Origin of the sequence: Streptomyces sp. CA-146814 (genome assembly GCF_050942385.1) — a bacterium.
Taxonomy (GTDB): Bacteria; Actinomycetota; Actinomycetes; order Streptomycetales; family Streptomycetaceae; genus Streptomyces.
The window spans coordinates 1343313-1370079 of sequence record NZ_CP192068.1; the positions used below are offsets into that span (position 1 = coordinate 1343313).

Annotated in this window: 22 protein-coding genes; 5 read left to right on the forward strand and 17 right to left on the reverse strand. The window is 71.0% G+C overall.

Going from position 1 to position 26767, the window contains the following annotated elements; translation table 11 throughout:
* Positions 1-6: 6 nt before the first annotated feature.
* The 9 genes from ACQP09_RS05945 to ACQP09_RS05985 form a co-directional block, all read right to left on the reverse strand.
* A complete protein-coding gene (locus ACQP09_RS05945) occupies positions 7-813 on the reverse strand; it encodes an alpha/beta fold hydrolase (RefSeq protein ID WP_433396523.1) in 807 nt (268 codons plus the stop codon).
* Positions 806-3976 carry a non-ribosomal peptide synthetase gene (locus ACQP09_RS05950; protein ID WP_433396525.1) on the reverse strand — a complete coding sequence of 1057 codons (3171 nt, stop codon included), beginning with the start codon at positions 3974-3976 and terminating at the stop codon, positions 806-808. Before ACQP09_RS05950 ends, ACQP09_RS05945 begins: the two co-directional genes overlap by 8 nt.
* A 106-nt stretch (positions 3977-4082) precedes the next feature.
* Positions 4083-5651: a carbamoyltransferase C-terminal domain-containing protein gene (locus tag ACQP09_RS05955; RefSeq protein WP_433396527.1), complete on the reverse strand. Its 1569-nt coding sequence runs from the start codon at positions 5649-5651 to the stop codon at positions 4083-4085.
* Positions 5652-5684: 33 nt separating this feature from the next.
* Complete coding sequence (locus tag ACQP09_RS05960) at positions 5685-7364, reverse strand: FAD/NAD(P)-binding protein (RefSeq protein WP_433396529.1); 1680 nt, start codon at positions 7362-7364, stop codon at positions 5685-5687.
* The gene (gene sbnB, locus ACQP09_RS05965) at positions 7361-8365 is read right to left on the reverse strand and encodes a 2,3-diaminopropionate biosynthesis protein SbnB (RefSeq protein ID WP_432150893.1); all 1005 of its coding nucleotides are present in this window, start codon (positions 8363-8365) and stop codon (positions 7361-7363) included. Before sbnB ends, ACQP09_RS05960 begins: the two co-directional genes overlap by 4 nt.
* A complete protein-coding gene (gene sbnA / locus ACQP09_RS05970) occupies positions 8352-9353 on the reverse strand; it encodes a 2,3-diaminopropionate biosynthesis protein SbnA (RefSeq protein ID WP_404069900.1) in 1002 nt (333 codons plus the stop codon). The genes sbnB and sbnA overlap by 14 nt, the downstream gene beginning before the upstream one ends.
* A 25-nt stretch (positions 9354-9378) precedes the next feature.
* Positions 9379-12666, reverse strand: coding sequence for a carbamoyl-phosphate synthase large subunit (carB, locus tag ACQP09_RS05975; RefSeq protein ID WP_433396531.1), 3288 nt, complete (start codon positions 12664-12666; stop codon positions 9379-9381).
* Positions 12666-13790: a glutamine-hydrolyzing carbamoyl-phosphate synthase small subunit gene (gene carA, locus ACQP09_RS05980; protein ID WP_433396533.1), complete on the reverse strand. Its 1125-nt coding sequence runs from the start codon at positions 13788-13790 to the stop codon at positions 12666-12668. Before carA ends, carB begins: the two co-directional genes overlap by 1 nt.
* 113 nt (positions 13791-13903) lie before the next feature.
* Complete coding sequence (locus ACQP09_RS05985) at positions 13904-14080, reverse strand: hypothetical protein (protein ID WP_432150889.1); 177 nt, start codon at positions 14078-14080, stop codon at positions 13904-13906.
* A 666-nt stretch (positions 14081-14746) separates the two neighbouring features.
* On the opposite strand from ACQP09_RS05985, the gene ACQP09_RS05990 reads away from it, so the two are divergent.
* On the forward strand, positions 14747-15745 hold the full coding sequence (locus tag ACQP09_RS05990) for a LuxR C-terminal-related transcriptional regulator (RefSeq protein WP_433396535.1): 999 nt from the start codon (positions 14747-14749) through the stop codon (positions 15743-15745).
* Entirely contained in the window at positions 15742-16944 is a 1203-nt protein-coding gene (locus ACQP09_RS05995) for a TerD family protein (RefSeq protein ID WP_404069910.1), read from the forward strand. Before ACQP09_RS05990 ends, ACQP09_RS05995 begins: the two co-directional genes overlap by 4 nt.
* A 132-nt stretch (positions 16945-17076) precedes the next feature.
* Here the strand turns inward: ACQP09_RS05995 and ACQP09_RS06000 are convergent, their stop codons facing one another.
* On the reverse strand, positions 17077-17307 hold the full coding sequence (locus ACQP09_RS06000) for a hypothetical protein (protein ID WP_003969918.1): 231 nt from the start codon (positions 17305-17307) through the stop codon (positions 17077-17079).
* Between the two features lie 478 nt (positions 17308-17785).
* Between ACQP09_RS06000 and ACQP09_RS06005 the strand changes: the two genes are divergently transcribed.
* Complete coding sequence (locus ACQP09_RS06005) at positions 17786-18820, forward strand: hypothetical protein (protein WP_433396537.1); 1035 nt, start codon at positions 17786-17788, stop codon at positions 18818-18820.
* 43 nt (positions 18821-18863) lie between these two features.
* Here ACQP09_RS06005 and ACQP09_RS06010 read toward each other — a convergent pair whose 3' ends face one another.
* The 3 genes from ACQP09_RS06010 to ACQP09_RS06020 form a co-directional block, all read right to left on the reverse strand.
* Positions 18864-20336 (reverse strand): hypothetical protein, encoded by a 1473-nt coding sequence (locus ACQP09_RS06010; RefSeq protein ID WP_433396539.1) that lies wholly within the window; start codon positions 20334-20336, stop codon positions 18864-18866.
* Between the two features lie 195 nt (positions 20337-20531).
* Positions 20532-21242 (reverse strand): antibiotic biosynthesis monooxygenase, encoded by a 711-nt coding sequence (locus ACQP09_RS06015; protein WP_433396541.1) that lies wholly within the window; start codon positions 21240-21242, stop codon positions 20532-20534.
* A gap of 84 nt (positions 21243-21326) precedes the next feature.
* A complete protein-coding gene (locus ACQP09_RS06020) occupies positions 21327-22001 on the reverse strand; it encodes a DUF4232 domain-containing protein (protein ID WP_433396543.1) in 675 nt (224 codons plus the stop codon).
* Between the two features lie 160 nt (positions 22002-22161).
* Here ACQP09_RS06020 and dapA point away from each other — a divergent pair, with 160 nt between their 5' ends.
* Positions 22162-23058, forward strand: a complete 897-nt coding sequence (gene dapA, locus ACQP09_RS06025) for a 4-hydroxy-tetrahydrodipicolinate synthase (protein ID WP_433396545.1) — start codon at positions 22162-22164, stop codon at positions 23056-23058.
* 8 nt (positions 23059-23066) lie between these two features.
* Here dapA and dapD read toward each other — a convergent pair whose 3' ends face one another.
* From dapD to ACQP09_RS06040, 3 genes are all read right to left on the reverse strand, one after another.
* Positions 23067-24065 (reverse strand): 2,3,4,5-tetrahydropyridine-2,6-dicarboxylate N-succinyltransferase, encoded by a 999-nt coding sequence (dapD, locus tag ACQP09_RS06030; protein ID WP_433396546.1) that lies wholly within the window; start codon positions 24063-24065, stop codon positions 23067-23069.
* A gap of 133 nt (positions 24066-24198) precedes the next feature.
* On the reverse strand, positions 24199-24753 hold the full coding sequence (locus ACQP09_RS06035) for a TetR/AcrR family transcriptional regulator (RefSeq protein ID WP_433396548.1): 555 nt from the start codon (positions 24751-24753) through the stop codon (positions 24199-24201).
* The gene (locus tag ACQP09_RS06040; protein WP_018512172.1) at positions 24753-25079 is read right to left on the reverse strand and encodes a DMT family transporter; all 327 of its coding nucleotides are present in this window, start codon (positions 25077-25079) and stop codon (positions 24753-24755) included. Before ACQP09_RS06040 ends, ACQP09_RS06035 begins: the two co-directional genes overlap by 1 nt.
* 284 nt (positions 25080-25363) lie before the next feature.
* Here ACQP09_RS06040 and ACQP09_RS06045 point away from each other — a divergent pair, with 284 nt between their 5' ends.
* The gene (locus ACQP09_RS06045) at positions 25364-26350 is read left to right on the forward strand and encodes a hypothetical protein (protein WP_433406504.1); all 987 of its coding nucleotides are present in this window, start codon (positions 25364-25366) and stop codon (positions 26348-26350) included.
* A gap of 9 nt (positions 26351-26359) precedes the next feature.
* Here the strand turns inward: ACQP09_RS06045 and ACQP09_RS06050 are convergent, their stop codons facing one another.
* Positions 26360-26725 (reverse strand): VOC family protein, encoded by a 366-nt coding sequence (locus ACQP09_RS06050; RefSeq protein ID WP_433396550.1) that lies wholly within the window; start codon positions 26723-26725, stop codon positions 26360-26362.
* Positions 26726-26767: the final 42 nt, after the last annotated feature.

Below are 26767 nucleotides of genomic sequence, written 5' to 3' on the forward strand. Positions count from 1 at the left end.
CTGCCCCTAACCGTAGTTCTCGGCGTCGAGAGCGTCCTGGACGATCCGGGTCAGGGTCTCCAGGCTCGCGCCGTTCCAGATGGTGTGATGCGTGCCCGGCACGGTGTGCTCGCGGAGGTCGGGCATCAGCCGCTTCCACGGCATGTCCTCCGCGACCGACCCGCTCGCCATGATGTGGATCGCGGGTCCGTCGTAGCCGCCGGTGACGTCGATGGAGTAGAAGCCCTCCAGGTGCGAGCGGAAGACGTCGTACTGGCCCGCCAGCAGATAGGCGTCGAACTCCTCCGGCAGCAGGCCGGACTCCTCCACCGCTTCGAAGACGGTGTCGGGTTCGACGTCCGGCGGGAAGGCCGCGAAGAGCCGCTTGAGCTCGGCCGGCTCCTCTTCGAGGCCCATCATGTCCCGGATGTAGCGGATCAGGATGTCCCGTTCCGGCGGGAGCGGCGACACCACGGGCAGACCGGTGTCCACCATGATCAGGTTGGCGACCCGGTGGCCGGCCGCCGTCAGCCGCTTCGCCATCTCGTGGGCCAGCAGCCCGCCGAGCGACCAGCCGAGCAGCCGGTACTCGCCCTCGGGCCGGAACTCCCGCAGGATCTCGGTGTACTCGTCGGCCAGGTCCGGCAACGACCGCACCGGGGTGCGGTCGTTGTCGAAGCCGGGCGCCTCGAACCCGTACACCGGCCGGCCCTCGTCGAGCAGCCGGGCCAGGCCCGCGTACGAGTAGGCCGAGCCGGACACCGCGTGCACGCAGAACAGCGGTGTCCGGTCGCCCTCGGTCCGCAGCGGGACGATGCGGTCCAGGTCAGCCACGGGTCTTCGCCTCGATCAGCTCGTCGACCACGGTGGAGATGGCGGCGACCGTGGCGTTGCCGTAGAGCAGCCGGACGCTGATGCGGATCTTCAGGGTCTTGTTGATCCGGCTCACCACGCGCAACGCCTGGAGCGAGTTGCCGCCGATGTCGAAGAAGCTGTCGTCGGCGCCGACCTGCTTCAGCGCCAGGACGTCGGCGAAGGCGGCGGCGACCTGCTCCTCGGTCGGGGTCCGGGGCGCGGTGAAGTCGCGGTCGCCGTCCTCGTCCGCCGGCTCCGGAAGCCCGTTCCGGTTGATCTTCCAGCCGTCGTTGTTCATCGGGAACTTGTCGAGCGGCACCCAGGCGGTCGGCACCATGTAGTCCGGCAGCGACTCGGCCAGGTGCTTGCGCAGGTCGTCGATGTCCGGCACCTGGCCGACCGAGGTGAAGTAGCCCACCAGCCGGTTCTCGCCGCGCCGGTCGGGCCGCATCAGGACGACGGCCCGCAGGATGCCGGGGTGCAGCTGGAGCGCGGTCTCGATCTCGCCGAGCTCCACGCGCAGGCCGCGCAGCTTGACCTGGTTGTCCATCCGGCCGAGGAACTCGATCTGGCCGCCCTCGGTCCAGCGCACCAGGTCACCGCTGCGGTAGACCTTGCTCTCCGGGTCGAAGGGGTCCTGGATGAACTTGGCCGCCGTCATCTCCGGCTGGTTCAGGTAGCCGCGGGCCAGCCCGCCCTCCTTGCCGCCGATCAGCAGCTCGCCGTAGACGCCCTTGGGCACCAGGTTGTTCCGCGGGTCGACGATGTAGACCTGCCGGTTGAGCTGCGGGCGGCCGATCGGCGGCGGCGTCGTCCACTCGATCTGCTCGACGTGGTACTCGGTCTGGCCGATCGCGCACTCGGTGGGGCCGTACAGGTTGAGGTACTTGCGGCCCGGCAGGTTCCACTTGTTGACGAGCTCGGGAGGCAGCACCTCGGCGCCGCCCATGACGTACTTCAGGTCCGGGTACGGTCCGGGCTCCATCACCGACTGCATCGCCGGCGGCAGTCCGGCGTAGGTGACCTTCTGGTCCCGCAGCAGCGCGGTCAGCGCCTCCGGCGACTGGGCGTCCTCCGGCGACACCGCCACCACCCGCGCGCCGACCAGGAACGCCGTCCAGATCTCGCCCTGCGACATGTCGAAGTTCAGCGCGGGCAGCTGGAGCAGCCGGTCCTCGGGGCCGAAGTCGAACGTCCGCCGGTAGGCCTCGCAGAAGAACGAGACCGCGCGGTGGGCGATCATCACGCCCTTGGGCGTACCGGTGGAGCCCGAGGTGTAGAGGACGTACGCCAGGGACTCGCGGGTCGCCCACTCCTCCAGCGGCTCGTCGGCCGGGACGGCCTCGATCTGCGGCCAGTCGGTGTCGATGAGCACCCGGGCCCAGCCGGTGGACTCCGGCAGCCGGTCGGCCAGCGGGGAGCGGGTCAGCACCACCGGGGCTGCGGTGTCCTTGATCATGTAGTCCAGGCGGGCCGCGGGCAGCTTCGGGTCCATCATCGCGAAGGCGCCGCCGGCCTTCAGGATGCCGGCCATCGCGACGTACGCGTCCACGTCGCGGTCGATCACGGTGGCGACGACCTGGCCGTGCTGCAGGCCGAGGGCCCTCAGGTGGCGGGCGAGGCGGTCGGCGCGCCGGTCGAGTTCGCCGTAGGTGATCTCGACGTTGCGGCAGACCACGGCCACCGCGTCCGGCGTCTCACGCGCGATCTTCGCGAGGCCGACGTGCAGCGCGTCCTCGCTGTACTCGGCGTCCTCGCCCTTGCCGATGGCGAAGGCCTCCTCGCGCTCGGCGTCGGTGAGCAGCGGGAGCTGGGAGACGCGGAGCGAGGTGTCCTTCGCCGCGGCGGAGAGCACCGTCTCGATGTGGCCGAGCAGCGCCGTGATCCGCCACTCGTCGAAGAGGTCCTTGCTGTACTCGACGAACGCCTTGAGCGTGTCACCGGACTCGACGAAGTCGATCGCCATGTCGAAGCGCGAGGAGGCGCCGGGCGGGCTGACCGGCGTGCTGGTCACACCCGAGAAGGCCACGCTGCCACCGGAGTTGGCGGCGCCGAGCAGCTGCATGGAGACCTGGAAGAGCGGGTTGCGGCCGGCCACCCGCTCCGGCTGCACGCGCTCGACGATCAGGTGGAAGGGGACCTCCTGGTGCTCGTAGAGGTCCAGGTTGGCGTCGAGCGTCCGGTCCAGCAGCTCGGCGAAGGTCGGGTCGCCCGACACGTCGGAGCGCGCGACGACCATGTTGACGAAGAGGCCGACCACGTCCTCCAGTTCGACCTCGGTCCGGCTCAGCATCGGCACGCCGATCGGGAGGTCCTCCTGGCCGGTGTAGCGGCTCAGCACCACCTGGAGGGCGGCCGAGAGCACCATGTAGAGCGAGACGTTGTGCTCCTTGGCGAGCGCGCGCGCCCGCTCCAGCAGCTCCGTCGGGAACTCGCCGACCACCGCGCCGCCGCCGCGGGTCGCGGTGGCGGGCCGGGGCCGGTCGGTCGGGAACTCCAGGGTGGGCAGGTCGGCCAGCCGGCCGGCCCAGAAGTCCAGCTCCTCCTTGAGCACCTCGCCCTGCATGTACTCGCGCTGCGCGCGGGCGGCGTCCAGGTACTGCGAGCCCGGCTTCTCGAACTCCGGCTCACGGCCGGCGAGCAGGGCGTCGTACGCGGTCCGCAGCTCCGCGTTGACGATGCCGGAGGACCAGCCGTCCGTCGCGATGTGGTGCAGGTTCTGGACGAAGACGTGGTCGTCGTCGGCCAGCTTGATCACGCTGTAGCGGTAGAGCGGCCCGTTCTGGAGGTCGAACGGCTTGCCGGAGAGCTCACCGAGGGTCTCCTGGACGAAGCGGTCCTGGGCCTCGGCGTCCAGGCCGGTCCGGTCGGTGACGGGGAGGTCCACCTCGGAGGAGTCCGCCGCCTCCTGGTAGGGGATGCCGCCCTCGTCGGCGTGGATCGTCACGCGCATGGCCTCGTGCCGGGCCAGCACCAGCGTGAGGGCGCGCCCGAGCAGGTCGGTGCGGAGCGGGCCGCGCAGGCGGGAGGCGAGCAGGATGTTGTAGGCCGTCACACCGGGGGTCAGCTGGTCCAGGAACCAGAGCTGCTCCTGGCCGAACGAGAGCGGCGCGCGACGCAGGGCTGCGGTGGATGTGGTCATGAGTGCGACTTTCTGTGTGAGCGGATAACAACAACGCAGCACTTGCGGTGGCCGCGTCACCTTTTGGGTGCGGCACCGCAAGTGCTTGTCGTATACGGCGGGGAGGTCAGCCCTTACGGCGGGTGACGAAGGTGTCGTTGATGACGTAGCCGTCGAGACCGTGCTCCTCGCCGTACTTCAGGAGGTCGCTGGTGGTGTTGATGAACCCGCGGCCGTTGAAGTTGAGGGAGGTGTTGCACAGGACGCTGAACCCGGTGATGTCGCGGAACGCCTCCAGCAGCGTCGCGATGCCCGGGTTCCGCTCGTGGGTGACCGTCTGGGTGCGGGCGGAGCCGTCGATGTGCGTGACGGCCTTCAGCTCCTCGGTGGTCACCCGGTTGAAGAAGAGCATGTACGGGTCGTGGACCGAGCCGACGAACCACTTGTCGGCGTCCGCCTCCAGCGCGATCGGGGCGATCGGGCGGTAGCCCTCGCGGCCCTTGATCGTGTTGAGCCGGACGGTGGTCTCCTCGGTGAACGGCGCGGCCAGGATGGACCGGTTGCCGAGCGCGCGCGGGCCCATCTCGTAGCGGCCGCGGGCCCAGCCGATGATGTTGCCCTGCTCCAGGAAGCGGGCCACCTCGGCGGCGACCAGCGGCCGGGTCTCGTAGACCGAGGGGTCCGGCTGGATGTCCTCCTGGAACTCCTCGCCCGCGTAGACGTCCCAGTCGATGGTCGCCTGGCCGGTGTAGAAGAGCTGGGCGTCGATGGCGGTGCCGAGCGCCGCGCCGCTGTCGTTGGGGCACGGCGGCACGAAGACGGACTCGAACAGGCCGCTCTGACGGAACTCCGCGTTCCAGTTGCAGTTGAGCGCGCAGCCGCCGGAGATCTGCAGCGGCAGCCCCTCGGTCATGTTCTTCGCCGCGTAGTCGTAGAACCGGCCGAAGATCGCGTCCGAGTGCTTCGCGGCGGCGTTGCGGTACGCCTGCGAGTCGACACCGGCGTTGTACAGGTGCGACCAGGACATCTCGTCCTTGGAGACACCGAGCACGATGCCGTCCTGCTTCAGGATGAAGTCGATGGTCTCCTTCTCCTCCCTGGACATCGGGGAGTCGTCGGCGAAGGCCGTCAGCGCCATCTGCTTGCCGGCGTGGCTGTAGTTGAAGTAGCCCTTGCCCGCCGGGTGCTTGGGGTCGGCGAGGGAGAAGAGGTAGGCGTACTTGTTGCCCGGGTCGGTCATCACGTGCTGGAGGTGGGTGACCTCGCCGGACTCGTCGATCCGGTAGAAGTCGCCGATGCTGCCCTCCCACACCAGCGAGTAGTGCGCCTTGCCGGTGGCCGCCGGGGCCATCCCGTACGCGGTCATGATGTGCGAGCGCTCGTGGGTGGAGGAGAAGATCCGGACGTCCTTGCCGAACCACTTGCCCGGGTCGTCCTGTATGGAGCCCTCGCCGACGCCGAAGTAGCCGGCCCGCAGCTTCGGTTCGACGGAGTGGAAGCCCTTGACCCAGCCGCTCAGCGAGATCACGTCGGGCTGGCGGTCCAGCATCCCGGCGGCCCGGGTGATCACCTCGGCGGTCAGCCGGTCGTAGCGCGGGAAGCTGTCCTTCTCCGCCTCCAGCGCGAAGAGAAGCTTGCCGTCCTCGATGGCGACGACTCCGCCGTCATGGCCCTCTTTGAAACCCAGGATCAACATGTGTGGGAGAACCTTTCCGTAAGGGATGTCGGGTTACTGCGCCGGCCGGTCGCCGTCGGGGCGGCCGGTGGCACGTCCGGTGCCGAGCACGGGCCCGAGGACGCGGTCGAGGTCGGTCAGTGCACGGGACCAGACGCCTGGTGACGGCACGTAGTGGTTGTAGTAGCTGGCCCCTTCGGCGGGCGGCCCGAAGACGGCGACCGACCGGGCGGAGCCGGAGGGCTCGCGCGGTACGACGAATCCGTCCCGGTCCAGGCGGAGCGCGCCGCGGGGCCCGGGGGTGGCCCACTCGCGCAGCGAGCAGGCGACCGGGTCGATCCGGGGGTCGAGGACCGGCCAGTCCATGTTGGCCTTGATCACCACATCGGCTTCGATGCGGTGCGGCCGCTCCAGCGTGGTCGAGGCGATCGTCCAGCGGTCGCCGTCCCGGGTCACCTCGGGTGCGGCTCCGGGGCCGGGCACGACCACCTGGGCATCGATGAGCTGGAGCAGCTCGTGGATGCGCTCCTTCTGCGGGCCGATGACGGTCCGGTTCACCAGAGGGACGTACGCGCTCATGAAGTAGCGGTGCGATGCGTCGGTCAGGCCCGGCGGGTCCAGGGCCGCGCGCACGCCGTCGCGGTGGTCGCGGAGGATCTCCAGGGCCTCCTTGACCGGGCTGGTGCCGAGGCCGCGTTCGGCCTCGCGCAGGTCCGCCGCCGCCTCCTCGACCAGCTCGGCCACGTACTCCTGGTAGCCGGGCGAGGTGCGGGCGTCGGGCCGCAGGGAGCGCTCGACGGCCGCGGTCTCCTCAGGCGTGGCGCCGGCCATCCGGGCGCGGGCCTCGCGGAGGATCAGCGGTTCGACGTCCCGCCGGAAGTCGAGCCGGCCGTCCTCGGTGCCCTCGCGGAGTGCGGCGACGGCCTCCTGGGTGAGGAAGGCGGCCGGTGCGGCGCGGCGGTCGCGGGTGGTGGCCGGGCGGGCGCGGGGCAGTCCGCCGGTCCGGTTCACCAGGACGATGCGCGGCTCGCGGCCCGAGGCGCGGTAGCCGTCCTCGGTGAACTCTCCGCCGCGGCCCACGGTCAGCGCCGCGATGACGTCCATGGCGCTCAGGCCGGTGCCGAGCAGCGCGACCGTGGCGTCCTCGGGGATGGCCTCCACCTGATCGGGCAGCGGGTAGGGCATGGCGATGAAGCCGTCCCGTGCCGTCGGAGGGGTCCGGGTGAGGCCGTGGCCGGTGGTGACGACGGCCAGGTCCACACGGTGCTCGGCGCCGTCCGCGAGCGTCACCGTGGCGCCTTCGGCGTCCTGGTGTACGGAGGCGGCGACGGCCGGCAGGTGGCGTACGGTCAGCCGCTCGGAGGCCGAGGCCTGGTCCAGCAGCTCACCCGCGGCCCACTGCAGGTACTCGCCGAGCAGGCGGCGCGGCAGGAAGGCGTCGAAGGCGACGGGGCCGTGGCGCTCCTGGCACCACTCCAGGAAGCCGGGTCCGGGCGTGACCGGTGCGTCCGGGGTCATCCGCTCGTCGGAGAAGATGGTCAGCTGCGAGGCGATGGTGTTGAGCAGCAGGTAGTCCGGCTGCTTGACCTCGTGCATGCCGATGCCGGGCTCACCGGGCTCGATCAGCAGCAGTTCGACGGGCGGGCCTTCGAGCCGGGTGTGGCTGATGACCCGCTCCAGCGCGGAGAGCCCGCGCGGACCGAGGCCGACCACGGCGATGCGTACGGGAGTCACCAGCGGCTCGTCTCGCCGAAGAAGTTCGGGATCTCGACCGTGAGGCCCTGGGCGCGGGCCGCGGTGAGGACGTACTGGCCGACCGCGAGGTCCAGGACGCCGAGGCCGAACGGGGAGAAGACCAGGCCGCGCCGGCCCTGCGGCTGGGTCCGGCCCTTGAGCACGTCCGCGAGGGTCCCGCTGACGAAGTCCCGGCTCCCGGTGGCCTGTTCGGCCAGGTGCGGGGAGGTGTTGGCCTTCATGCAGTGCTCGACGTCGTCGAAGTAGTTCTCGGCGGCGAGGATGACGGTCGGCTGGAAGTCGCGCAGCGAGATGTTGAGCGCCAGCTGTCCCGGGCGGAGCAGCTGCCCGATGTACGGGGTACCGGCCGTGGTGGTCGTGATCACGGTCTGGGCGGCCAGCGCCTCGCCCAGCGTGCCGACCGCCTTGGCCGTGAGGCCGAGCTCCTCGGTGGCGAAGCGGGCCAGGTGCTGGGCCGACTCGGCGTGCAGGTCGAAGATCTCGACGGAGTCCAGCGGATAGCCGGTGGCCACGAGGTACCGGAGGATGGTCCGGGCGATGACTCCGGCGCCGATGAAGGAGACCCGGCCGTCCGGGGTGACGTGACGGGCGAAGGCGCGGGCCGCCACGGCGGCCGAGGCGGCGGTGCGGACCGCGCTGATGTTGGCGGCCTCCAGCAGCGCCTTCGGGTAGCCGGTGGCGTAGTCGTTGAGGATCAGCGCGGCGGAGGCGCGGGGTATGCCGTCGGCGACGTTGCCGGGGAAGCTGGATATCCACTTGATCCCGACGGCGTGGTCCTCGGGCAGCTCGATCGCGGCGGGCAGGGCGATGATCCGGGCGTCCGGCTTCGCGGGGAAGCGCAGGAAGTAGCTGTCCGGGTTGACCGTCTTCCCGGCGTCGTGACGCAGGTAGGCGTCCTCCACCAGGTCGACGATCTGTGCGGCCGAGCTGTCCAGGATGTCCTTGACGACCTTGCCGGGCACCACATCAAACGAGAACATCGAGCTCCTCCTCGGGCAGCTTTTCATCATCGAAGTGGGCCTTGTCCAGGCCTCGTTCGGCCACCCACGCGTCGTCGTACACGGAGTTCAGGTAGCGCTCGCCGAGGTCGGGCGAGATCGCCACCACGGTGGCGTCCTGCGGGATGCCGGGCGCGAGGCGGCGGATTCCGGCCAGGACCGTGCCGGTCGAACCGCCGGCGAGGAGGCCGGACTTCTCGGCCAGCCAGCGGCACTCGCGTACCGTCTCCCACTCGGGGATGAGCACGACCTCGTCGGGCGCCTGGTTGTCGAGGATCGGCGGCCGTTTGCTGGTCCCGAGCCCCGGGATGTGCCGGGGGCCGGCGGTGGCCTGGAAGTTGACCGAGCCGGCGGTGTCGACCGCGATGATCCGGGTATGCGGACTGCGGCGGCGGAAGTAGTCGACGCAGCCCATCAGGGTGCCTCCGGTCCCCACTCCCAGGAAGAGGTAGTCGACCTTGCCGAACTCCCTGAGCATGGACGGCGCGGTGGCCTGTTCATGTGCTGTGGGGTTGGTCGGGTTCTCGTACTGGTTGAGCCAGTAGACATCGGGATCGGCGGCCTGTAATTGCTGGATGTAGGAGATCCGGGATCCCAGGAATCCGCCGTTGGCGTCCCGTTCGGTGATCTCCACGACCTCCGCTCCGAGAGCGCGCATGATGGCCACGGCCGTCGCGTTGGAATTCGGGTCGGTCACCAGGGTCAGCCGGTATCCCTTCGCCGCGCAGATGACGGCGAGGGAGATTCCGAGATTTCCGGATGTCGACTCGATGAGCCGGAGTTCGGTCAGGTCCCGTCCGGAATCCTCCGCGGCCTGGATGAGGCCGCGGGCGGTCTTCATCTTGATCGAGCCGCCGGGGTTGAATCCTTCGACCTTGAAATAGAGCCGGTTCAGGTTGTCGATCCCGGAAACTCGGAGATATATGTCGTCCAGGATAAGGTCATAGACATGCTCAGCGATCAACTTCATTCCCGAAGCGAGTAGGGATGGTGCCTCAGCTGTGCCTGCGACTGCGTTGCTGCAGCTCCTGAAGTGAACTCACCTCGAATTCCATGCGGCTTCTGGCCCGGATGCCCCTGACCATGGCCAGCAGCCCGGAAGCCGTCGTCACGTAGGGGACGGAGTACTGTGCGGCCGCCGTGCGGACCGGCCGGTCGGCGTCGTGCGCCGCGAGGCTGATGACGAAGTGGACCTCGCCGTCGCGGAGCCGGTCGACGGTCGGGTCGCCGGGGCCGGCCTCGACCACCTCGTCCGGCAGGAACCCGGCGACCTGCAGCAGCTCCGCCGTACCGGACTCGGCCGTGATCTCGAAGCCGTACCCGCGAAGGGTCCGCAGCGAGGGCAGCACGCGGGTCAGGTGTTCGAGGGCGGAGGAGACGTGGACGCGGCCCGAGAGCGGCAGGGCGAAGCCGGCCGCCAGCTGGGCCTTGGCGAAGGCCACGTCGAAGCCGGTGCCCATGCCCATGACCTCGCCGGTGGACTTCATCTCCGGCCCGAGCAGGCTGTCCAGGCCCTCGCCGTCGCCGGTGCGGAACCGGTGGAACGGCAGGACCACGTCCTTGACCGCGATGTGCGAGCCGGTCCTGCGGTGGCCGCCGTCGCCGGTCGCCGGCAGCAGCCCTTCGGCGCGCAGCCCGGCGACGGTGGCGCCGAGCATGATCCGGGCACCGGCCTTGGCCAGCGGGACGCCGGTCGCCTTGGAGACGAACGGCACCGTGCGGCTGGCTCGCGGATTGGCCTCCAGGACGTGGAAGACGCCGTCCTTGAGCGCGAACTGGATGTTCAGCAGACCGCGCACGCCCAGCCCGGCGGCGATCACCTCGGTGTGGGCGCGCACCGTGTCGATGTCGGCCCGGCCCAGCGTGAGCGGCGGAAGGGCGCAGGCCGAGTCGCCGGAGTGGACCCCGGCCTCCTCGATGTGCTCCATCACGCCGCCGAGGTAGACCTCGTGTCCGTCGCAGAGCGCGTCGACGTCGATCTCGATCGCGTCCACCAGGAACTCGTCGATCAGCAGCGGGCGTTCGGGGTCGACCTCGGTGGCCTGCCGGACGTAGGCGGCCAGCGCCTCCTCGTCGTGGACCACCTCCATGCCGCGTCCGCCGAGGACGTACGAGGGGCGCACCATCACCGGATAGCCGATCCGGTCGGCGACGCTCCTGGCCTGCTCGAAGGTGACGGCCATGCCGTTGCGCGGGGCCGTCAGCCCGGCCGCGTCCAGCACGTCGGCGAAGGCGCCGCGGTCCTCGGCCAGGTGGATGGCGTCCGGCGAGGTGCCCGCGACGGGCAGCCCGGCCTCGGCCAGCCGCCGCGCGAGCTTCAGCGGTGTCTGGCCGCCCAACTGCACGATGACTCCTGCGACTTCACCGGTCGCGCACTCGGCGCGGTAGACCTCGATGATGTTCTCGAAGGTCAGCGGCTCGAAGTAGAGCCGGTCGGAGGTGTCGTAGTCGGTGGAGACGGTCTCCGGGTTGCAGTTGACCATGACGGTCTCGTAGCCGGCCGACCGCAGGGTCAGCGCCGCGTGGACGCAGGAGTAGTCGAACTCGATGCCCTGGCCGATGCGGTTGGGCCCGGAGCCGATGATGAGCACCTTCGGCAGCGGCTCGCTCCGCGCCACCACCTCCGACTCCGCCGCCGGGTCGGTCTCGTAGGCGGAGTAGTGGTACGGCGTGGTCGCGGCGAACTCGGCGGCGCAGGTGTCGACCGTCTTGTAGACCGGCCGGACCGCCCAGCGGTCACGCAGCGCCCGTACGCCGTCCTCGCCGTCCAACTCGGGCCGCAGCAGCGCGATCTGCAGGTCGGAGAAGCCCATCCGCTTGACCCGGCGCAGCAGTTCGGCGTCGACGGTCTCGGCGTCCAGCAGCTCCTGGCGCAGTTCGACGAGGCCGAGGATCTGGTCGGCGAACCAGGGGTCGATGCCCGAGGCCTCGTGCACCTGCGCGACCGTGGCGCCGAGCCGCAGCGCGCGCTCGACGGTGTACAGCCGCCCGTCGTGCGGGGTCCGCAGCGCCTCCAGGGTGGCGGACCGGTCGGCGCCCTCGGGGTCGGGGCCGGTCCAGAAGCCGGCGGTGGCGGATTCGGTCGAGCGGAGCGCCTTGCCGAGCGCCTCGGCGAAGTTGCGGCCGATCGCCATGGCCTCGCCGACGGACTTCATCGTGGTGGTGAGGGTCGCGTCGGCGGTCGGGAACTTCTCGAAGGCGAAGCGGGGGACCTTGACGACCACGTAGTCGAGGGTCGGTTCGAAGCTGGCCGGGGTCTCGCCGGTGATGTCGTTGGGTATCTCGTCCAGCGTGTAGCCGATGGCCAGCTTCGCGGCGATCTTGGCGATCGGGAAGCCGGTCGCCTTCGAGGCCAGCGCGGAGGAGCGCGAGACGCGCGGGTTCATCTCGATCACCACCAGCCGGCCGGTGGCGGGGTGCACGGCGAACTGGATGTTGCAGCCGCCGGTGTCGACGCCGACCGCGCGCAGCACGTCGATGCCGACGTCGCGCATGTGCTGGTACTCGCGGTCGGTGAGGGTCATCGCGGGTGCCACGGTGACCGAGTCGCCGGTGTGCACGCCCATCGCGTCGACGTTCTCGATCGAGCAGACCACGACGACGTTGTCGTTGCGGTCCCGCATGAGTTCGAGCTCGTACTCCTTCCAGCCGAGCACGCTCTCCTCGACCAGCACCTCGCCGAGCGGGCTCTGGGCCAGCCCGTCCCCGGCCAGGGACTCCAGATCGCTCGGGGTGTATGCCATGCCGGAGCCGAGGCCGCCCATGGTGTAGGAGGGCCGGATCACCACCGGCAGGCCCAACTCCGCGACCGTGGCGCGCACTTCGTCCATCGTCCGGCAGACGGCGCTGCGCGGGGTCTCGGCGCCGACGGAGGCGACGATGTCCTTGAACCGCTGCCGGTCCTCACCGCGGGCGATCGCCTCGACGTCCGCGCCGATCAGCTCGACGCCGTACTTGTCCAGCACGTTCCGCTCGTGCAGCTCGACGACGCAGTTCAGCGCGGTCTGTCCGCCGAGCGTCGCGAGGATCGCGTCCGGCCGCTCCAGCGCGATGATCTTCTCGACGAACTCCGGGGTGATCGGCTCGATGTAGGTGGCGTCGGCGAACTCCGGGTCGGTCATGATCGTCGCCGGGTTGGAGTTCACCAGGCTGACCCGGAGCCCCTCCTCGCGCAGCACCCGGCACGCCTGCGTACCCGAGTAGTCGAACTCGCACGCCTGCCCGATCACGATCGGTCCGGAACCGATCACCAGGACATGTCTGAGGTCCGTACGCTTCGGCATCAGCGGTCCCCGCTCATCAGGGTGGTGAACTCGTCGAAGAGGGCGGCCGCGTCGTGCGGCCCGGCCGCGGCCTCGGGGTGGTACTGGACGGAGAAGGCCGGGACGTCCAGGCAGCGCAGACCCTCCACGGCACCGTCGTTGGGGCAGTGGTGGGAGACCATGGCCCGGCCGTACGGGGTGTCGAACCGCTCCGCGGCCTCGCCTTCGACGGCGAACCCGTGGTTCTGCGAGGTGATCGACACCCGGCCGTCGCCGGCGTGGATCACCGGGATGTTGATGCCCCGGTGGCCGTAGCGCATCTTGTACGTCGCCCGGCCCAGCGCCCGTCCGAGGATCTGGTTGCCGAAGCAGATGCCGAAGAGCGGGATGCGGCGCTCCAGCACCTCCCGGGTCAGGGCGACCGCCTGGGTCATCGCCGCCGGGTCGCCGGGGCCGTTGGAGAGGAACACCCCGTCCGGCTCGGTCTCCAGGAGCTGGTCCAGTGTGGTGGCCGGAGGCAGCACATGCGTCTCGATCCCGCGGTCGGCGAACATGCGCAGCGTGCTGGTCTTCACGCCGAGGTCCAGCGCGGCCACCCGGAACCGGCGGCTGCCGACCGCCGGCCGGACGTAGGGCCGTACGGTGCCGACGCGGGTCGCGAGGTCGGCGCCGGCCATCCGCGGCGCGGTCAGCACCTGTTCCGTCATGGTGTCGGGGCCGGCCAGGGCGTCGCCCGAGAAGACTCCGGCACGCATCACTCCGGCCTCGCGAATGTGCCGGGTGAGGGACCGGGTGTCGATCTCGGAAATCCCGACGACGCCCTGCCGTACCAGCTCGTCCGCGAGTTCTCCGCGCGACCGCCAATTCGAGGCGACCCGGGAAGGATCGCGCACCGCGTATCCGGCCACCTGTATCCGGGCCGATTCGTCATCGTCGTCGTTCCATCCCGTATTGCCGATCTGCGGGGAGGTCTGTACGACGATCTGACCGTGGTACGACGGGTCGGTGAGCGTCTCCTGGTAACCCGTCATGCCGGTCTGGAAAACCACTTCGCCCAGGGAGCGTCCAAGGGCACCGAATTCTCTGCCCCAGAACACTTTCCCGTTCTCGAGTACGAGTGCGGCCCGCGTCGCGGACGTGTTCATAATTCCCTCCTCCTAGCCGTCGAACGGATGTGAATCCAGGCGTGCGGACATGCAGGGGCCGCGTCCCGTCAGGGAGAGGACCGCTGGGTATGACCGGGCGTGGGGAAGGGCTGTCAGCGGCCGCTTCCGGAGGCGTTCCATCCGACGTCGTCGGAGGGCGGGAGGGTGGCCGGCGCCGGAGCCGTCCACGGCGCGACGGCCGCCGTGGCGGCGAGGGTCTCGACCCGCGGTGCGGGGAGCGGGCGGGCCGGGGCCGCGTCCGGAAGCGGTCCGGAACGGTGGGAGCTCATGACTGTCCTGACTTCGGAATGGGTCGGCCGACGAAAGGCTTGACCCGGAGCTTATGAATGTCCTCGGTGACACACGGCGGTTGCCTCGGGCGCATTCCAGCAGCCCTATTGTCTGCTGCCCGCCGATGTCACTGATCTGTTCTGGCCGGATCCGTTCCGGCCGGATTTCATCTTCCGGAAAGGCCCCTCCGGAGTCCCTTCCGGTATCGAGGCCCTGCCGGTTCGCGCCGCTCCGTGACATGAGAAGTGATGGTCGGCCCCTGCCGCAAGGGCAGCCCGCCGAGAGTTTTAGGACATCTCCTGCCGAAAGATTTCGGACATCCTCGGGCAGGGGTACCGCGAGTGGCTACGAGAGCCGGCTACCGGGAACAGCACCTCGGGGTGACATGCGGGCCGTCAGGTCGAATCACTGGGCCCGAGCCACGATCCATACACTCCATCAGAACTTCCCCCCATAGATGTATCCGGCCACACACCAGATGATTCTGGCCAACGCATCGCCGTCTTGGCTCCATCTTCAAGCGAGTGTCCAGTACTGCACGGGTCGGAGGAAAGATCCATGATGGTTCAGGTAATCGCATTGCTACTATTGGAGCCATCTCGCTTGGCACACGGCGGGCGGCGACGGGCCGTCTCCACGGTGCACGAGTCTGGGGGCGACGGCTGATGACGAGCAGGTCGGGAGGGGTGGGCCCCGGTTCCGGGCTCGCGGCGGTCCGGGACCGTACCGGCCCCGACCCGGACGACGACCCGGCGAGAACCGGCGGCTCGGATCCATCGGGTTCCCATGGCTGGAAAGAGATCGCGGAAACGCTCGCCGAGCTGTCCCGGCGGGTTCTGCGGCAGGCGGACCACGACGACCGGGCCGGATCCCTGACGAACGCGCCGCCTTCCACCGGTCCCCGGAGCCGGCCGGGGCTGCTGAACCTGCACGGCGTGGCGACGATCAACGCGGCCATCAGCTCCAGCCTGGACGGTGCCGTGTCGGAGATCCTCACGGCCCAGCCGGACGGCGCGCGGCCGAAGGAAGTGCTGACCGGGGCCCTGGAGTCGGTCCGCCTCAGGATCGACGACGGCGTCGGCATGCGGACGATCTATCAGCACTCGGCCCGCTTCGACGAGGCGACCAAGTCCTACGTCCGTGCCGTCACGGGCTACGGCGCCGAGGTCCGGACCCTGCCCGAGTTCTTCGACCGGCTGATCATCATCGACCGTTCCACCGCCTTCATCCCGGCCAACTCCGAGCGCACCATCGCCGTCGCGATCACCGAGGCGTCCGTGGTCCACTTCCTCGCCGACGTCTTCGAGCGTGCCTGGGACCGCGCGGAGCCCTTCCCGTTCGTCCCCAACTACGCCGCGCAGGCGGCCTCCGAGGTGATCGAACCGATCCGCGCCGCCATCCGGCAACTGCTCGCGCAGGGACATTCGGACAAGGCGATCGCGCGCCGCCTCGGCATCAGCGAGCGCTCGCTGCAGGCACACATCGCGCACATCAAGAAATGCCTCGGTGCGAAGAACCGCACGCACCTCGGCTACCTCCTCTGCCACTCCGCCCACCACGGCGCACGGCCGGACGCGGAGACCGGAGGCGGGGAGGAGGAGCGGCCGGAGAGCCCCGAAGGTAAGGGAACGGCAAAGCCGGGTCGTTCGTTACCCCGTGCATGACCGCAATGACCCCCGGCTCGAACATCCCTCTCTCCGCCGTCCGCGTGGCGGTGGACGTCGCCGCTCCGGTGCGGCTCGACGTCTCGGGCCTGCTGCTCACCGCCGACGGCAAGGTGCGCTCCGACGACGACTTCATCTTCTACAACCAGCCCTCGGGCCCCGGTGTGACCTACCGCGCCGGCGGGGGCTCCGCGCCCGACGCCATCGTGGTGGACACCACCGCGGTCCCGCCCGGCATCGAGAAGATCGTCGTCACCGCGAGCCCCGACGCCGCAGGACAGACCTTCCAGGGCGTCGAGCCCACCGCCACCGTGCGCAACGCCGACGACGGCACCGCGCTGGCCACGTTCACCCCGCCCCAGCTGGGCGGCGAGACGGCGCTCGTGGTCATCGAGGTCTACCGGCGCAACGGCGCCTGGAAGGCCCGCGCGGTCGGCCAGGGCTATGCGAACGGGCTGGCCGGTATCGCCACGGACTTCGGCGTCTCGGTGGAGGAGCCGGCCGCCCCGCCGGTCCCGGCGGCCGCCGCCCCGGTGGCCCCCGCGGCCGCCCCGGTCGACCCGCGCATCGCCCCGCCCGCCCCCGCCGCTCCCCCGGCCCCGCCCGCGCCCGCCGCCACCGGGAAGATCAACCTCGACAAGGGCCGGGTCAACCTCCAGAAGAACCAGACCGTCTCCCTGGTCAAGGGAGGCGCCCCGCTCCTCTCCCAGGTCAAGATGGGCCTCGGCTGGGAGCCGGCGTTCCGCGGCAAGGACATCGACCTGGATGCCTCGGTCATCGCCTACGGCCCCAACCGCAACCACCTGGACAGCTGCTACTTCGGCAAGCTCTCCATCCTCAACGGCGCGATCAAGCACTCCGGCGACAACCTCACGGGCGAGGGCGCGGGCGACGACGAGGTGATCGTCGTGGACCTGGGCCGGATCCCGGCCGAGGCGACGGGCCTGGTCTTCACGGTGAACTCGTTCACCGGCCAGAAGTTCAACGAGGTCGCCAAGGCCTACTGCCGCCTGATCGACGCGGCCACCGGCGAGGAGCTGGTCCGCTTCGACCTGACCGGCGCCGAGCCGCAGACGGGCGTCATGATGGCCAAGCTGATCAAGCAGTTCAGCGGCGAGTGGGAGATGACGGCCATGGGCGAGTTCGTGAAGTCGCGGACCGTACGGGGCATGGTGAAGCCCGCCGCCAAGTCCCTCTGAGCCGTCCGCCCGGGCCACAGCCGTCCGTCCGGGCCACAACGGCATCCGGGGCACCTGAAGTGGTTCTTCAGGTGCCCCGGATCCGGAGAAGGAGGAGACGGGCGCTGACGCTGCTCGTGCTCGCCCGGTGTCTCAGAGCTTGGTCAGCTTGGAGTAGGGGCTCAGGATCCTCCCCTGTCGCCCCGAGAAGTCGATGAGGACTGCGTCGTTGTCGCCCTCGACAGCAAGGATTCTGCCGAGCCCGAACTGGTCGTGCGACACCCTGTCGCCCACATCGAAGCATTCGACCGGTGGGGCCTCCTGGGCCGGGCGGTTGAAGGGACTGGAAGGCAGGTGACGCCGGGATCCGGCTGACTGTTTCATTAAGTCGAGTATGCGCCCTGTGAAGGCCCGACGCCATGCCCGTTTGCCGCCCGGGTCCCAGAAGTGCCGGATTCGTGACCCGCGCCCACCGGCCCCGGTCAGCGCTTACCCCCGCCGCCGGCAGCGGAACCACGCGGAACACGGCCTCGGAAAGCCCCCCGAACGTGTGGCGGTTTCCCTCGCCGTACGGGGCGTGGCCGAGCCGGTATCCGGCCAGATCGCGGGCGCGGACGGGCACGGTGTCCGGAACGCTCCGGGTGGCGTCGCCACGGTGGGTGTACGGAGCCTGCTCGACGGTGACGATCAGCACCGCGGGCCGTGACCCGTGCCCGGACAAGGAGTGCCGGGTCGCATACTGCCCCCCAGGTGAATACTCGGCCAGGGGGCGGTTGTGCGAACGGTCTACGACGGTGTTCTGGAAGTCAGCTATGGGCAGTTCTATGTCGAGAGCCGCCCCTATGGCGCTCATGAGGAGGAGGTGGCGCACAGGGCCGGGCAGAGCAACGGGCTGTGCGGAGGAGCCAATCCGGGCCACCTGTTCCTGACGACGGGACTGCACACGGGACGGGTGGGGCTGACCGTGGAGGTCCACGAGGCCGAGCCGCCGATCGATGAGCGGTGGGAGGAGATCGTCGAGGTCTCCTTCCGCCCCGGCTCCACGGAGACCGCCGTCGTACCGTGGGGCGACGGACCCCTCTGCTCGCTCGGTCTGCCGATCGCCGACCACCGGGTCCGCTACTGCGCACGAGGCATGGACATGACGTCGGACGACGAGCTCTCCGTTCTGGACGGCGGCCCCGTCGTCGATCACTACCTGCTGCAGTTCTGGCCGGCGGAGCCCGCCGCGGACCGCGTGGTCAAGCAGACGACGCGGAGCGCCGCGTACTGGCACGACCACGCCCGCGCGCTGCCACCGCCGCCCACGCCCGAGGAGCGCGCCGAGGCCGAGCGCCCTCGGCGTGAAGCGGAGGAGAAGATCGTCCGCGACGCGGAGTGGCGGGCGCCGGCGGGCGAGTGGGGTGGCCGGGAGCCGAGCCCGGCGCTGCGTGAGGCGGGCGGCGACCTGTGGGGCCTCATCCTCCTGGACCGTGACCTGGTGGACGCCGTGGACACCGCCGACGCGGCCACGCAGCGGGCCATCGCCCGGTGGGCCGTCAGCCGCGCCCTCGTCAGGGCCGAGCTCCACACGTTCTACGCGTTCGCCCGCGCGGCTCGGGACCTGCACACCGGCGAGCCGTTGTCCGGCCCCTTCGAGGACCGGGAGAAGGCCTGGAAGTGGTTCTTCGCCCAGGAGAACGTCCCGCGGACCTTCGTACGCGCTCCGCACGGTCCCCGGGACGACCTGTTGCAGCAGGCCATGGCGGTACGCGCGCTGTTCGCCGCGGTGGAGGAGGATCCGCTGCGCGCCGCGCTGGATGCCGTGTACGCGGCCGCCGCCACGTACGGCAGCGCCTACCCGGACCTCCTGGCGGAGGTGCGGGAGGCGTTTCCGGAGCTGAACCGGCCGACCTGAGTGACCGCGGACACCTGCTCGGTAGGAGAGGAGCCCGCCTGAGCTACGCTCCCTCGCCGCCCGCGCGCGACCGGGCCTTGAACGCGGCCTTCCGGGCGGCCTTCGCCGCCTTCTTGTCGCTGTGCAGGCGGCCCATGGCCTCCAGCACATCGGCGGTGGCCGGGTGGTCGACCCGCCAGACCTCGTCGAAGAAGCCGCTGTGCTGCGCGGAGAGCCCTTCGACCAGGCCCTGGAGCTCGTCGAGTTCGCCGTCGGCGTCCAGTTGGGCGGCGATCGTGTCGATGGCCAGCCAGAAGACCATCGCCTCCGGCGGGGCCGGGACGTCGGACGCGCCGTGTTCCGCGAGCCAGACACGGGCCAGACCGCCGAGCTCCTGGTCGCCGAGGACGGCGCGTACGGCCGGTTCGGCCTCCTCACCGGCCAGCGCGAGGGCCTGCTGGCAGTGGAGGCGGCGCAGCGGTGCGCCCTCGTCCGTACCGCGTGCGGCGGCCAGCAGCTCGGTGGCGGCCGGGACCGCGCCTGCGGCCCCGTGCGCCGCGAGCCAGAGTTGGATCTCGGCGCGGGCGGCGGCCTCCGGGTAGGAGGCGATGCCGTCGAGAAGGGCTTCGGCCCCCTTGTCGGCCAAGTCGCCGACGGCCGGGGCGTCCACGCCGGCCTCCAGCATCCGGGCTCGGATGCCGTACAGGCCGAGCGGGGTGAGCCTGACCATGCCGTACCGCGTGACGTCGTCCTCGTCGGCTTCGGTGACCGCGGCCTCCGCCGGGTCACCCTCCTCGGCCATCAGCGACTCGTCCACCGGCTGGTAGGCGACGATCCCGATGGGTTCGAGCAGCCGGAACTGGTCGTCGAGACGCATCATCGCCTCCGACACCTGCTCCAGGATGTCGTCGGTGGGCTCGCCCATGTCGTCGGGGACGATCATCGACGCGGCGAGGGCCGGCAGCGGCACCGGGCCCTCGCCCGCGCCGTGGTCGGCGAGGGTGAGCAGGTAGAGGTTGCCGAGCACCCCGTCGAGGAACTCCGCCTCGGCCTCCGGGTCCCAGTCCAGGGCGTCGAAGTCGATCGAGCCGTCCTCACCGACGAGGTCGGCGAAGTCGTCCAGGACGGGTGCGGTGGCGTCGGCGTGCACGGCGTCGAGCCCGTCGAGCCAGATGGAGAGGACGTCCTGCGGGGAGCCGGAGGTGAGCAGCGCCAGGTTCTCGCCCACGGTGACGGTGCCCTCACCGTCCTCGTTCTCGGGGTCCGTGACGTCGAGGAGCCCGGTGTCCACGGCGAGCCGCCAGGCCTCGCTGGCGTACGCGGCACCGTCGCCGTCGTCCGTCAGGCCGAGGTGCTGGGCGGCGGCGGGCAGTTGCGCCTCCACCAGCTCGCCGCCGGCGCCGACCCGCGCGTCGGGCCCGGCCCACCGGGCGAGCTTCACGGCCCGCACGAACAGCGGTGCGGCGAGCGCGTCCCGCGCCAGTTCGGCCTCGGAGTGCAGCCGCACCGGCGGCAGGATGGGGCGCTCTGCGGACATCGGGGGTTCTCCTCGGTGCGTGCTCGGGGGCGTACGGAACGGGTACGCGGTTCAGCCGCCCAAGCCTAGGGCGTGTCCGGCGGATCTCGACCGGGCCCACGACGCCTGGCACGGCACCTCGCCGCGGCCTGCATGGCCCTGATCCGCCGGACACACCCTAGACGTCCTTCACCACCCGCTGCCCGCCGCGCCCCCTCACGCGCCCGCGCCCGCCTCCATGCTGAGCGCGGGCGTGTAGCGGTTCACGCCCCCGCCGGTCATCCCCGGGTACGTCTGGACGCGTTCCCACAGCGGGGACGGGGAACCGATCCCCTCGCCGGGCGCGGCCAGTGCCGCGATGTGGTGGTCGGCGCTCTCCCACTCGGCGTAGTTGAGGACCCTGGTGCCGTCGGTGCTGACGTGGAAGTGGGCGGCGATGGCGCCGGCGAGGGCGTGGTCCTCGGCGAGCGCCTCGAACACGACGTCCACCCAGTCCCGTTGCCGCGCCGGGTCGGGACCGGCGAACTCCACGTCGACGATCACGACGCACCCGGGCTCGCGGAGGTCGCCCTCGGCCCGGAGCCCGGAGCGGTACAGCTCGTACGTGTGCAGGGCGAGGCGTTCGATGCCGGGCACGGCGGCGTCGATGTCGGCGCTGCGGGCGTCGCGGCTCTCCCGGACGAAGTCCCGGTAGGCCTGCTCACCGGACCACTGGGAGTGGTGCAGCAGGGTCCTGCCGTCCTCACCCGCGTGGACGCTGTACGAGAGCAGCCCGGGATGCGGCCACTCCCGGCTCTCCCACGCCTTCCGGATGGCGTCGACGGCCTGCCGCTGCCGCTCCGGCGTACCGACGTCCCAGGTACTGACCTTGACGATCCCGGCGTCGGTGCGGGCCGGGTCCGGGCGGTCGGTGAACTGCACGGTCATGGTGGCTCTCCCCTCCCCCGCGCACCGGTCGGCGAGCGGTTGCCACCACCGTCACACCTCAAGTCACCTTGAGGTCAAGCGCGGTCACTCGGGCAGCTCCGCTCGCCACGCCGTCATGTTCAGCTCGTCCATGTACCGGATGTCGTGGCCCTCCAGCCGGTAGACGCGCGCCCCTGCGTCCGGAGCGGCGGCCAGTTCCAGGGCGTCGGCCATGATGAGTTCGCCGCCTTCCTGGGTGGAGACCCAGGCGAGCATCGACCGTACGGTGGCCCCGGGCTTCAGGGTGCGAGCCTCGGGGCCCTTGTCGTGGCCGAACATCGAGCCGCCAGGGTTGACCTTCACCGGGAGGCGTTCGCCGTCCTCGCCGAGCGCCTGGACCGACGGGTAGCCGTCGACCCGGTAGGGCTTCGTGCCGCAGTTGGTCAGGGTCAGGACGACCGCGCGGCTCATCATCCCGGTCTGCACCTCCCCCATGGTCACCACGGCCCCGGAGGCGGGACAGTCGCCGGTGGGGGTGGGGGTGGGCGTGGGCGACGGGTCCGGACCCTGAGCCGGTACGTCGGCGGTCGGCGGCGTCACGGAAGGCGGCGTCACGGAAGGAGGCGCCACGGCCCGGGCGGACGGGGCCGGCTCCGGTTCGCCCTCACCGGCCGGTACGAGGAACCCCGAACAGCCGGCCAGCGCCGCCAGCACCACCGCCACCGCCACCGCCACCGGGACCAGTCTCCACATCCGCGCCCGCTCGCCCGTCTCGCCCATCCCTCGCCCGCCCCTCATCACAGCCCCCGGCCGTACGTCGTCCGCGTGTTCGATCATGTCAGCAGGCGGGCCCACCCACAGCACCGTTCAGCATCTCTTCCCGATCCGGCCAAACAGATCTAAGTGGACCTTCACGGTCACCCCGGCCGACACTGCGGACATGACCACCACCGCACCCCGCCCCCGTCCCCGCCCCTTCGGCCGCGCGCTCTGCGCCATGATCACGCCGTTCACCACCACCGGCGCACTGGACCTCGACGCCGCGCGCGCCCACGCCGCGCACCTGGTGGCCGAGGGCTGCGACGGGCTGGTGCTCAGCGGGACCACCGGCGAGTCGCCGACCACCTCGGACGCGGAGAAGGCGGAGCTGCTGCGGGCCGTGCGGGCGGAGGTCGGAAACGGGGTGCCGCTGGTCTCGGGCGTCGGCAGCGCGGACACCGCGCACGCGGTGCGGCTCGCGCGGGAGGCCGAAGAGGCAGGCGCGGACGGGCTGCTGGTGGTGCCGCCGTACTACAGCCGCCCGCAGCAGACCGCCGTCGAGGCGTACTTCCTGCGGGTCGCCGAGGCCACCGGCGTACCGCTGATGCTGTACGACATCCCCGGCCGCACCGGCGTCCGGATCGAACCGGAGACCCTGCTGCGGCTCGCGGACGACCCGCGGATCGTCGCGGTGAAGGACTGCGCGTACGACCTGCTCGGGTCGACGAAGGTGATCGCCCGCACCGGGCTGGCGTACTACTCGGGGTGCGAGGAGCTGAACCTGCCGCTGTACGCGCTCGGCGGCGCGGGCTACGTCTCCACCGTGGCCAACGTGGCCCCGGGCCGGATGCGGGCGCCGCTGGACGCGTTCGACGCGGGGCACACGGGCGAGGCGGCCCGGCTCAACGGGCTGACCAGCCGCCTCACCGAGCTGATGATGGCGAGCGGCCTGCCCGGCACCGTCACCGCGAAGGCCCTGCTGGACGCGGGCCCGGTCCGGGAACCGCTGCAGCCCGCCGGCCGCGAGGCGGTCGACGGGCTGCGTGCGGCGTACGGGGAGCTCCTGGCCTCCGCCTGAAGCGCGAGCTAGTTGTGGGCGTGCAGGACCTCGTTCAGCCCGCCCCACACCGCGTTGTTCGGGCGGGCCTCGACCGTGCCGGTGACCGAGTTGCGGCGGAAGAGGATGTTGGAGGCGCCGGAGAGCTCGCGGGCCTTGACGACCTGGCCGTCCGGCAGCGTGACCCGGGTGCCGGCCGTGACGTACAGCCCGGCCTCCACCACGCACTCGTCGCCGAGCGCGATCCCGACGCCGGCCTCCGCGCCGACCAGGCAGCGCTCGCCGATGACGATGCGGACGTTGCCGCCGCCGGAGAGGGTGCCCATGGTGGAGGCGCCGCCGCCGATGTCCGAGCCGTCACCGACGACGACACCGGCGGAGATGCGGCCCTCGACCATGGAGGTGCCGAGCGTGCCCGCGTTGAAGTTGACGAAGCCCTCGTGCATGACGGTGGTCCCGGCGGCGAGGTGCGCGCCGAGCCGGACCCGGTCGGCGTCGGCGATCCGTACGCCCTTGGGGGCCACGTAGTCCGTCATGCGCGGGAACTTGTCGACCGAGGTCACCTGGAGGTGCAGCCCCTCGGCGCGGGCGTTGAGGCGGACCCGCTCCAGGTCGTCGACGGCGACCGGGCCGAGCGAGGTCCAGGCGACGTTGGCGAGCATGCCGAAGAGGCCGTCCAGGTTCTGGCCGTGCGGCTGGACGAGCCGGTGCGAGAGCAGGTGCAGGCGCAGGTACGCGTCGTGCGCGTCGAGCGGCTTGTCCTCCAGCGAGGAGATGACCGTGGAGACGGCGACGACCTCGACCCCGCGCCGGGCGTCCACGCCGATGGCCTTGGCGGCGCCCTCGCCGAGGCGGTTGACGGCCTCGTCCGGGGTGAGCCGCTGCGTACCGGCCGGGCCGGGCTCGGCGTTCAGCTCGGGGGCGGGGAACCAGGTGTCGAGGACGGTGCCGTCACCGGCGACGGTGGCGAGGCCGGCGGCGACGGCGCCGGTGGTACGGGAAGTGGCCTGGGAAGTCGTGTCGGTCATGGACAGAAACCTAACCGGCCGGAGCCCGCTCGGGCGAACCGGTCTCAGCCTCCGGCCGGTTCTCCGTGACCCGCACCGACTCCCCCCGCCCGGGCAGCCGCCGCGCCGCCGGCACCGCCGCCCGCGCCCCCTCTCATCCCCGCCCCTCCACCACCCGCGCCAGCATCTCGCGGGTGTAGGCGGGGTCGAAGGCGGAGCCGGTCAGCAGCACCTGGAGGCAGACGCCGTCCATCAGCGCGACGAGCGCCCGCGCGGTGGCCGGATCGGTGCGGGTGGACAGCAGCTCGACCGCCGACGTGGTCCACTCGGCGGCGACGGGACGCAGGGCCGGGCGGCGCAGGGCGGCGAGGTACAGCTCGTACTCCAGCTCGATCGCGCCCCGCTCGCCCGCGAACCACTCCCCCAGCACCCGGGTCAGCTCATCGGCCAGCCCGGCGCCGGAGGACGCCTCCCCGGCGCAGACCTCGCTGTCACGCAGCGCCTGCGCGAAGTTCTCGTTGGACCGGCGCAGGGCCGCCGTCAGCAGCTCGTCCAGCGAACCGAAGTGGTACGTGGTCGAGCCGAGCGGCACGTCCGCCTCGGCGGCCACGGTGCGGTGGCTGAGCCCGGCTATCCCGTCGGCCGCTATCACCCGCAGCGCCGCGTCGATGATCCGCGTCCGCCGGTCGGGGTCGTACCGGCGGGCCATCAGTGCGCGCCTCCCAGGTTGAGCACGACGACCCCGACGACGATCAGACCGACCCCCACGATCTTGACCAGGCTGCTGGACTCGCCGAGGAACAGGATGCCGATGAGGGCCACGGCCGCCGTGCCGACGCCGGCCCAGATCGCGTACGCGGTGCCGACGGAGAGGGTCTTGAGGGTCTGCGCGAGCAGGGTGAAGGCGATCAGGTAGCCCACCGCCGTACCGATCGAGGGCCAGAGGCGGGTGAAGCCCTCGCTGTACTTCATGGCCGTCGTCCCGGCCACCTCCGCCGCGATCGCCGCGGCCAGCAGTCCGTATGCGTATCCCATAGGGACGACTGTACGCATCGTTGCGTACAGCTGTACATATCATCGGCCCACGTCGGGGGCGCTACGGTGTCCCGACCGATGACACGGCCCGGGACCACGGGCCGGCGGAGCTGAGCGGAGAAGCAGTGGCGCAGGACGCAGGGCGGGACGGTGACCCGTACGGGGGCGCGCCCCACGGTGGGGGGCCCTTCTACGGGGGAGCGCAGGGGCCGGTCGGCTGGAACGGCGGATGGGCGCCGCCCAAGCCGGGGGTGATACCCCTGGCGCCGCTGAGGGTCTCGGACATGCTCAGCGGCGCCTTCGCGACCATCGGGCGGTACTGGAAGCCGCTGATCGGCGTGGCTCTGACGCTGTTCGGCGCGGCGACGCTCGTGATGGTCGTCGCCCTGGTGGTGGCCGCCTCGGCCGTGGCAAGCCAGTGGGACGAGCTGACGTCCGGCTCCTCGAGCTCCCCCGACGCCGAACTCGTTCCGCTCGCCGTGGCGTTCGGCGTACTGATGGCCGTCGGCATGATCGTCTACCTGCTGGCGTCGGCCATGATGCAGGCGGCGGTCCCCGTCGTCCTCCAGGAAGCCGTCCTGGGCCGCCCGGTCCGCTTCGGGGAGGTCTGGAAGCGGGCGTGGGCGCGGGTCTGGTCGATCATCGGCACGGTGTTCCTGACCGGGCTGATCATGCTCGTCCCGATGGCGCCCCTCCTGGCCGCCTTCGCCGGGCTGATGGTCTACGCGGTCTCGCTGGGCGACGAGGACGGCGCGCTGCCGGTGGCGCTCGTCGGCTCCCTCGTCGGGCTGCTCATCGCTCCGGTGGCGATGTGGCTGTGGGTGCGGTTCTGCCTGGCCCCGACCGTCGTGGTCTTCGAGAACCAGCGCCCGTTGGCGGCCCTGCGCCGCTCGGCCCAGCTCGTGCGCGGCACGTGGTGGCGGGTCTTCGGCATCACGCTGCTCGGCCTCGGTCTTGCGGCCATGATCGGCTTCATGATCCAGATGCCGTTCCAGATGATCGGCGTGCTTCCCGGCTTGTTCGACCCCGCGGACATGGGTTCCGAACCGAGCAACGGGGCGCTCATCGCCATGTTCGGCGGCGTGATGGTGCTGTCGTTCATCAGCCAGATGATCTCCCAGCTGATCACGATGATCCTCCCGCCGCTGGTGACCGGCCTGCTCTACGTCGACCTCCGGATGCGTACGGAGAACCTGGGCCCGGTCCTGGCCGCGGCGGCGGGAGCGACGCTGCCCGAGCAGTACGGACCGGCGCCGGCCACCCCCGCGTAAGGCAAGGGCTCAGTCCAGCAGGGTCCGCTTGGGGCGCAGCACGCAGAACTCGTTGTCCTCGGGGTCGGCCATCACCACGAAGGTGGCGTCCGGCCCCTGCCCGACGTCCACCCGGCGGGCGCCGAGCGCGATGATCCGCTCGACCTCGGCGGCCTGGTCGTCGGGGTTCAGGTCGATGTGCAGCCGGTTCTTCACGGTCTTCTCCTCCGGCACGGGGAGGAAGCACATGCCCGGCAGCGCGGTCTCGTGGGCGCCGATGACGATCTCGTGCTCGTCCTCGTAGAGCACCTGCCAGTCCAGCACCGCGCTCCAGAAACGGGCCATGAGCGGCAGGTCGTGGGCATCGACGGCGAGGTGATACAGGGATACGGCCATGCCCGCCAGTATGACTGGCGGGCATGGCCGCATCCGTGATGC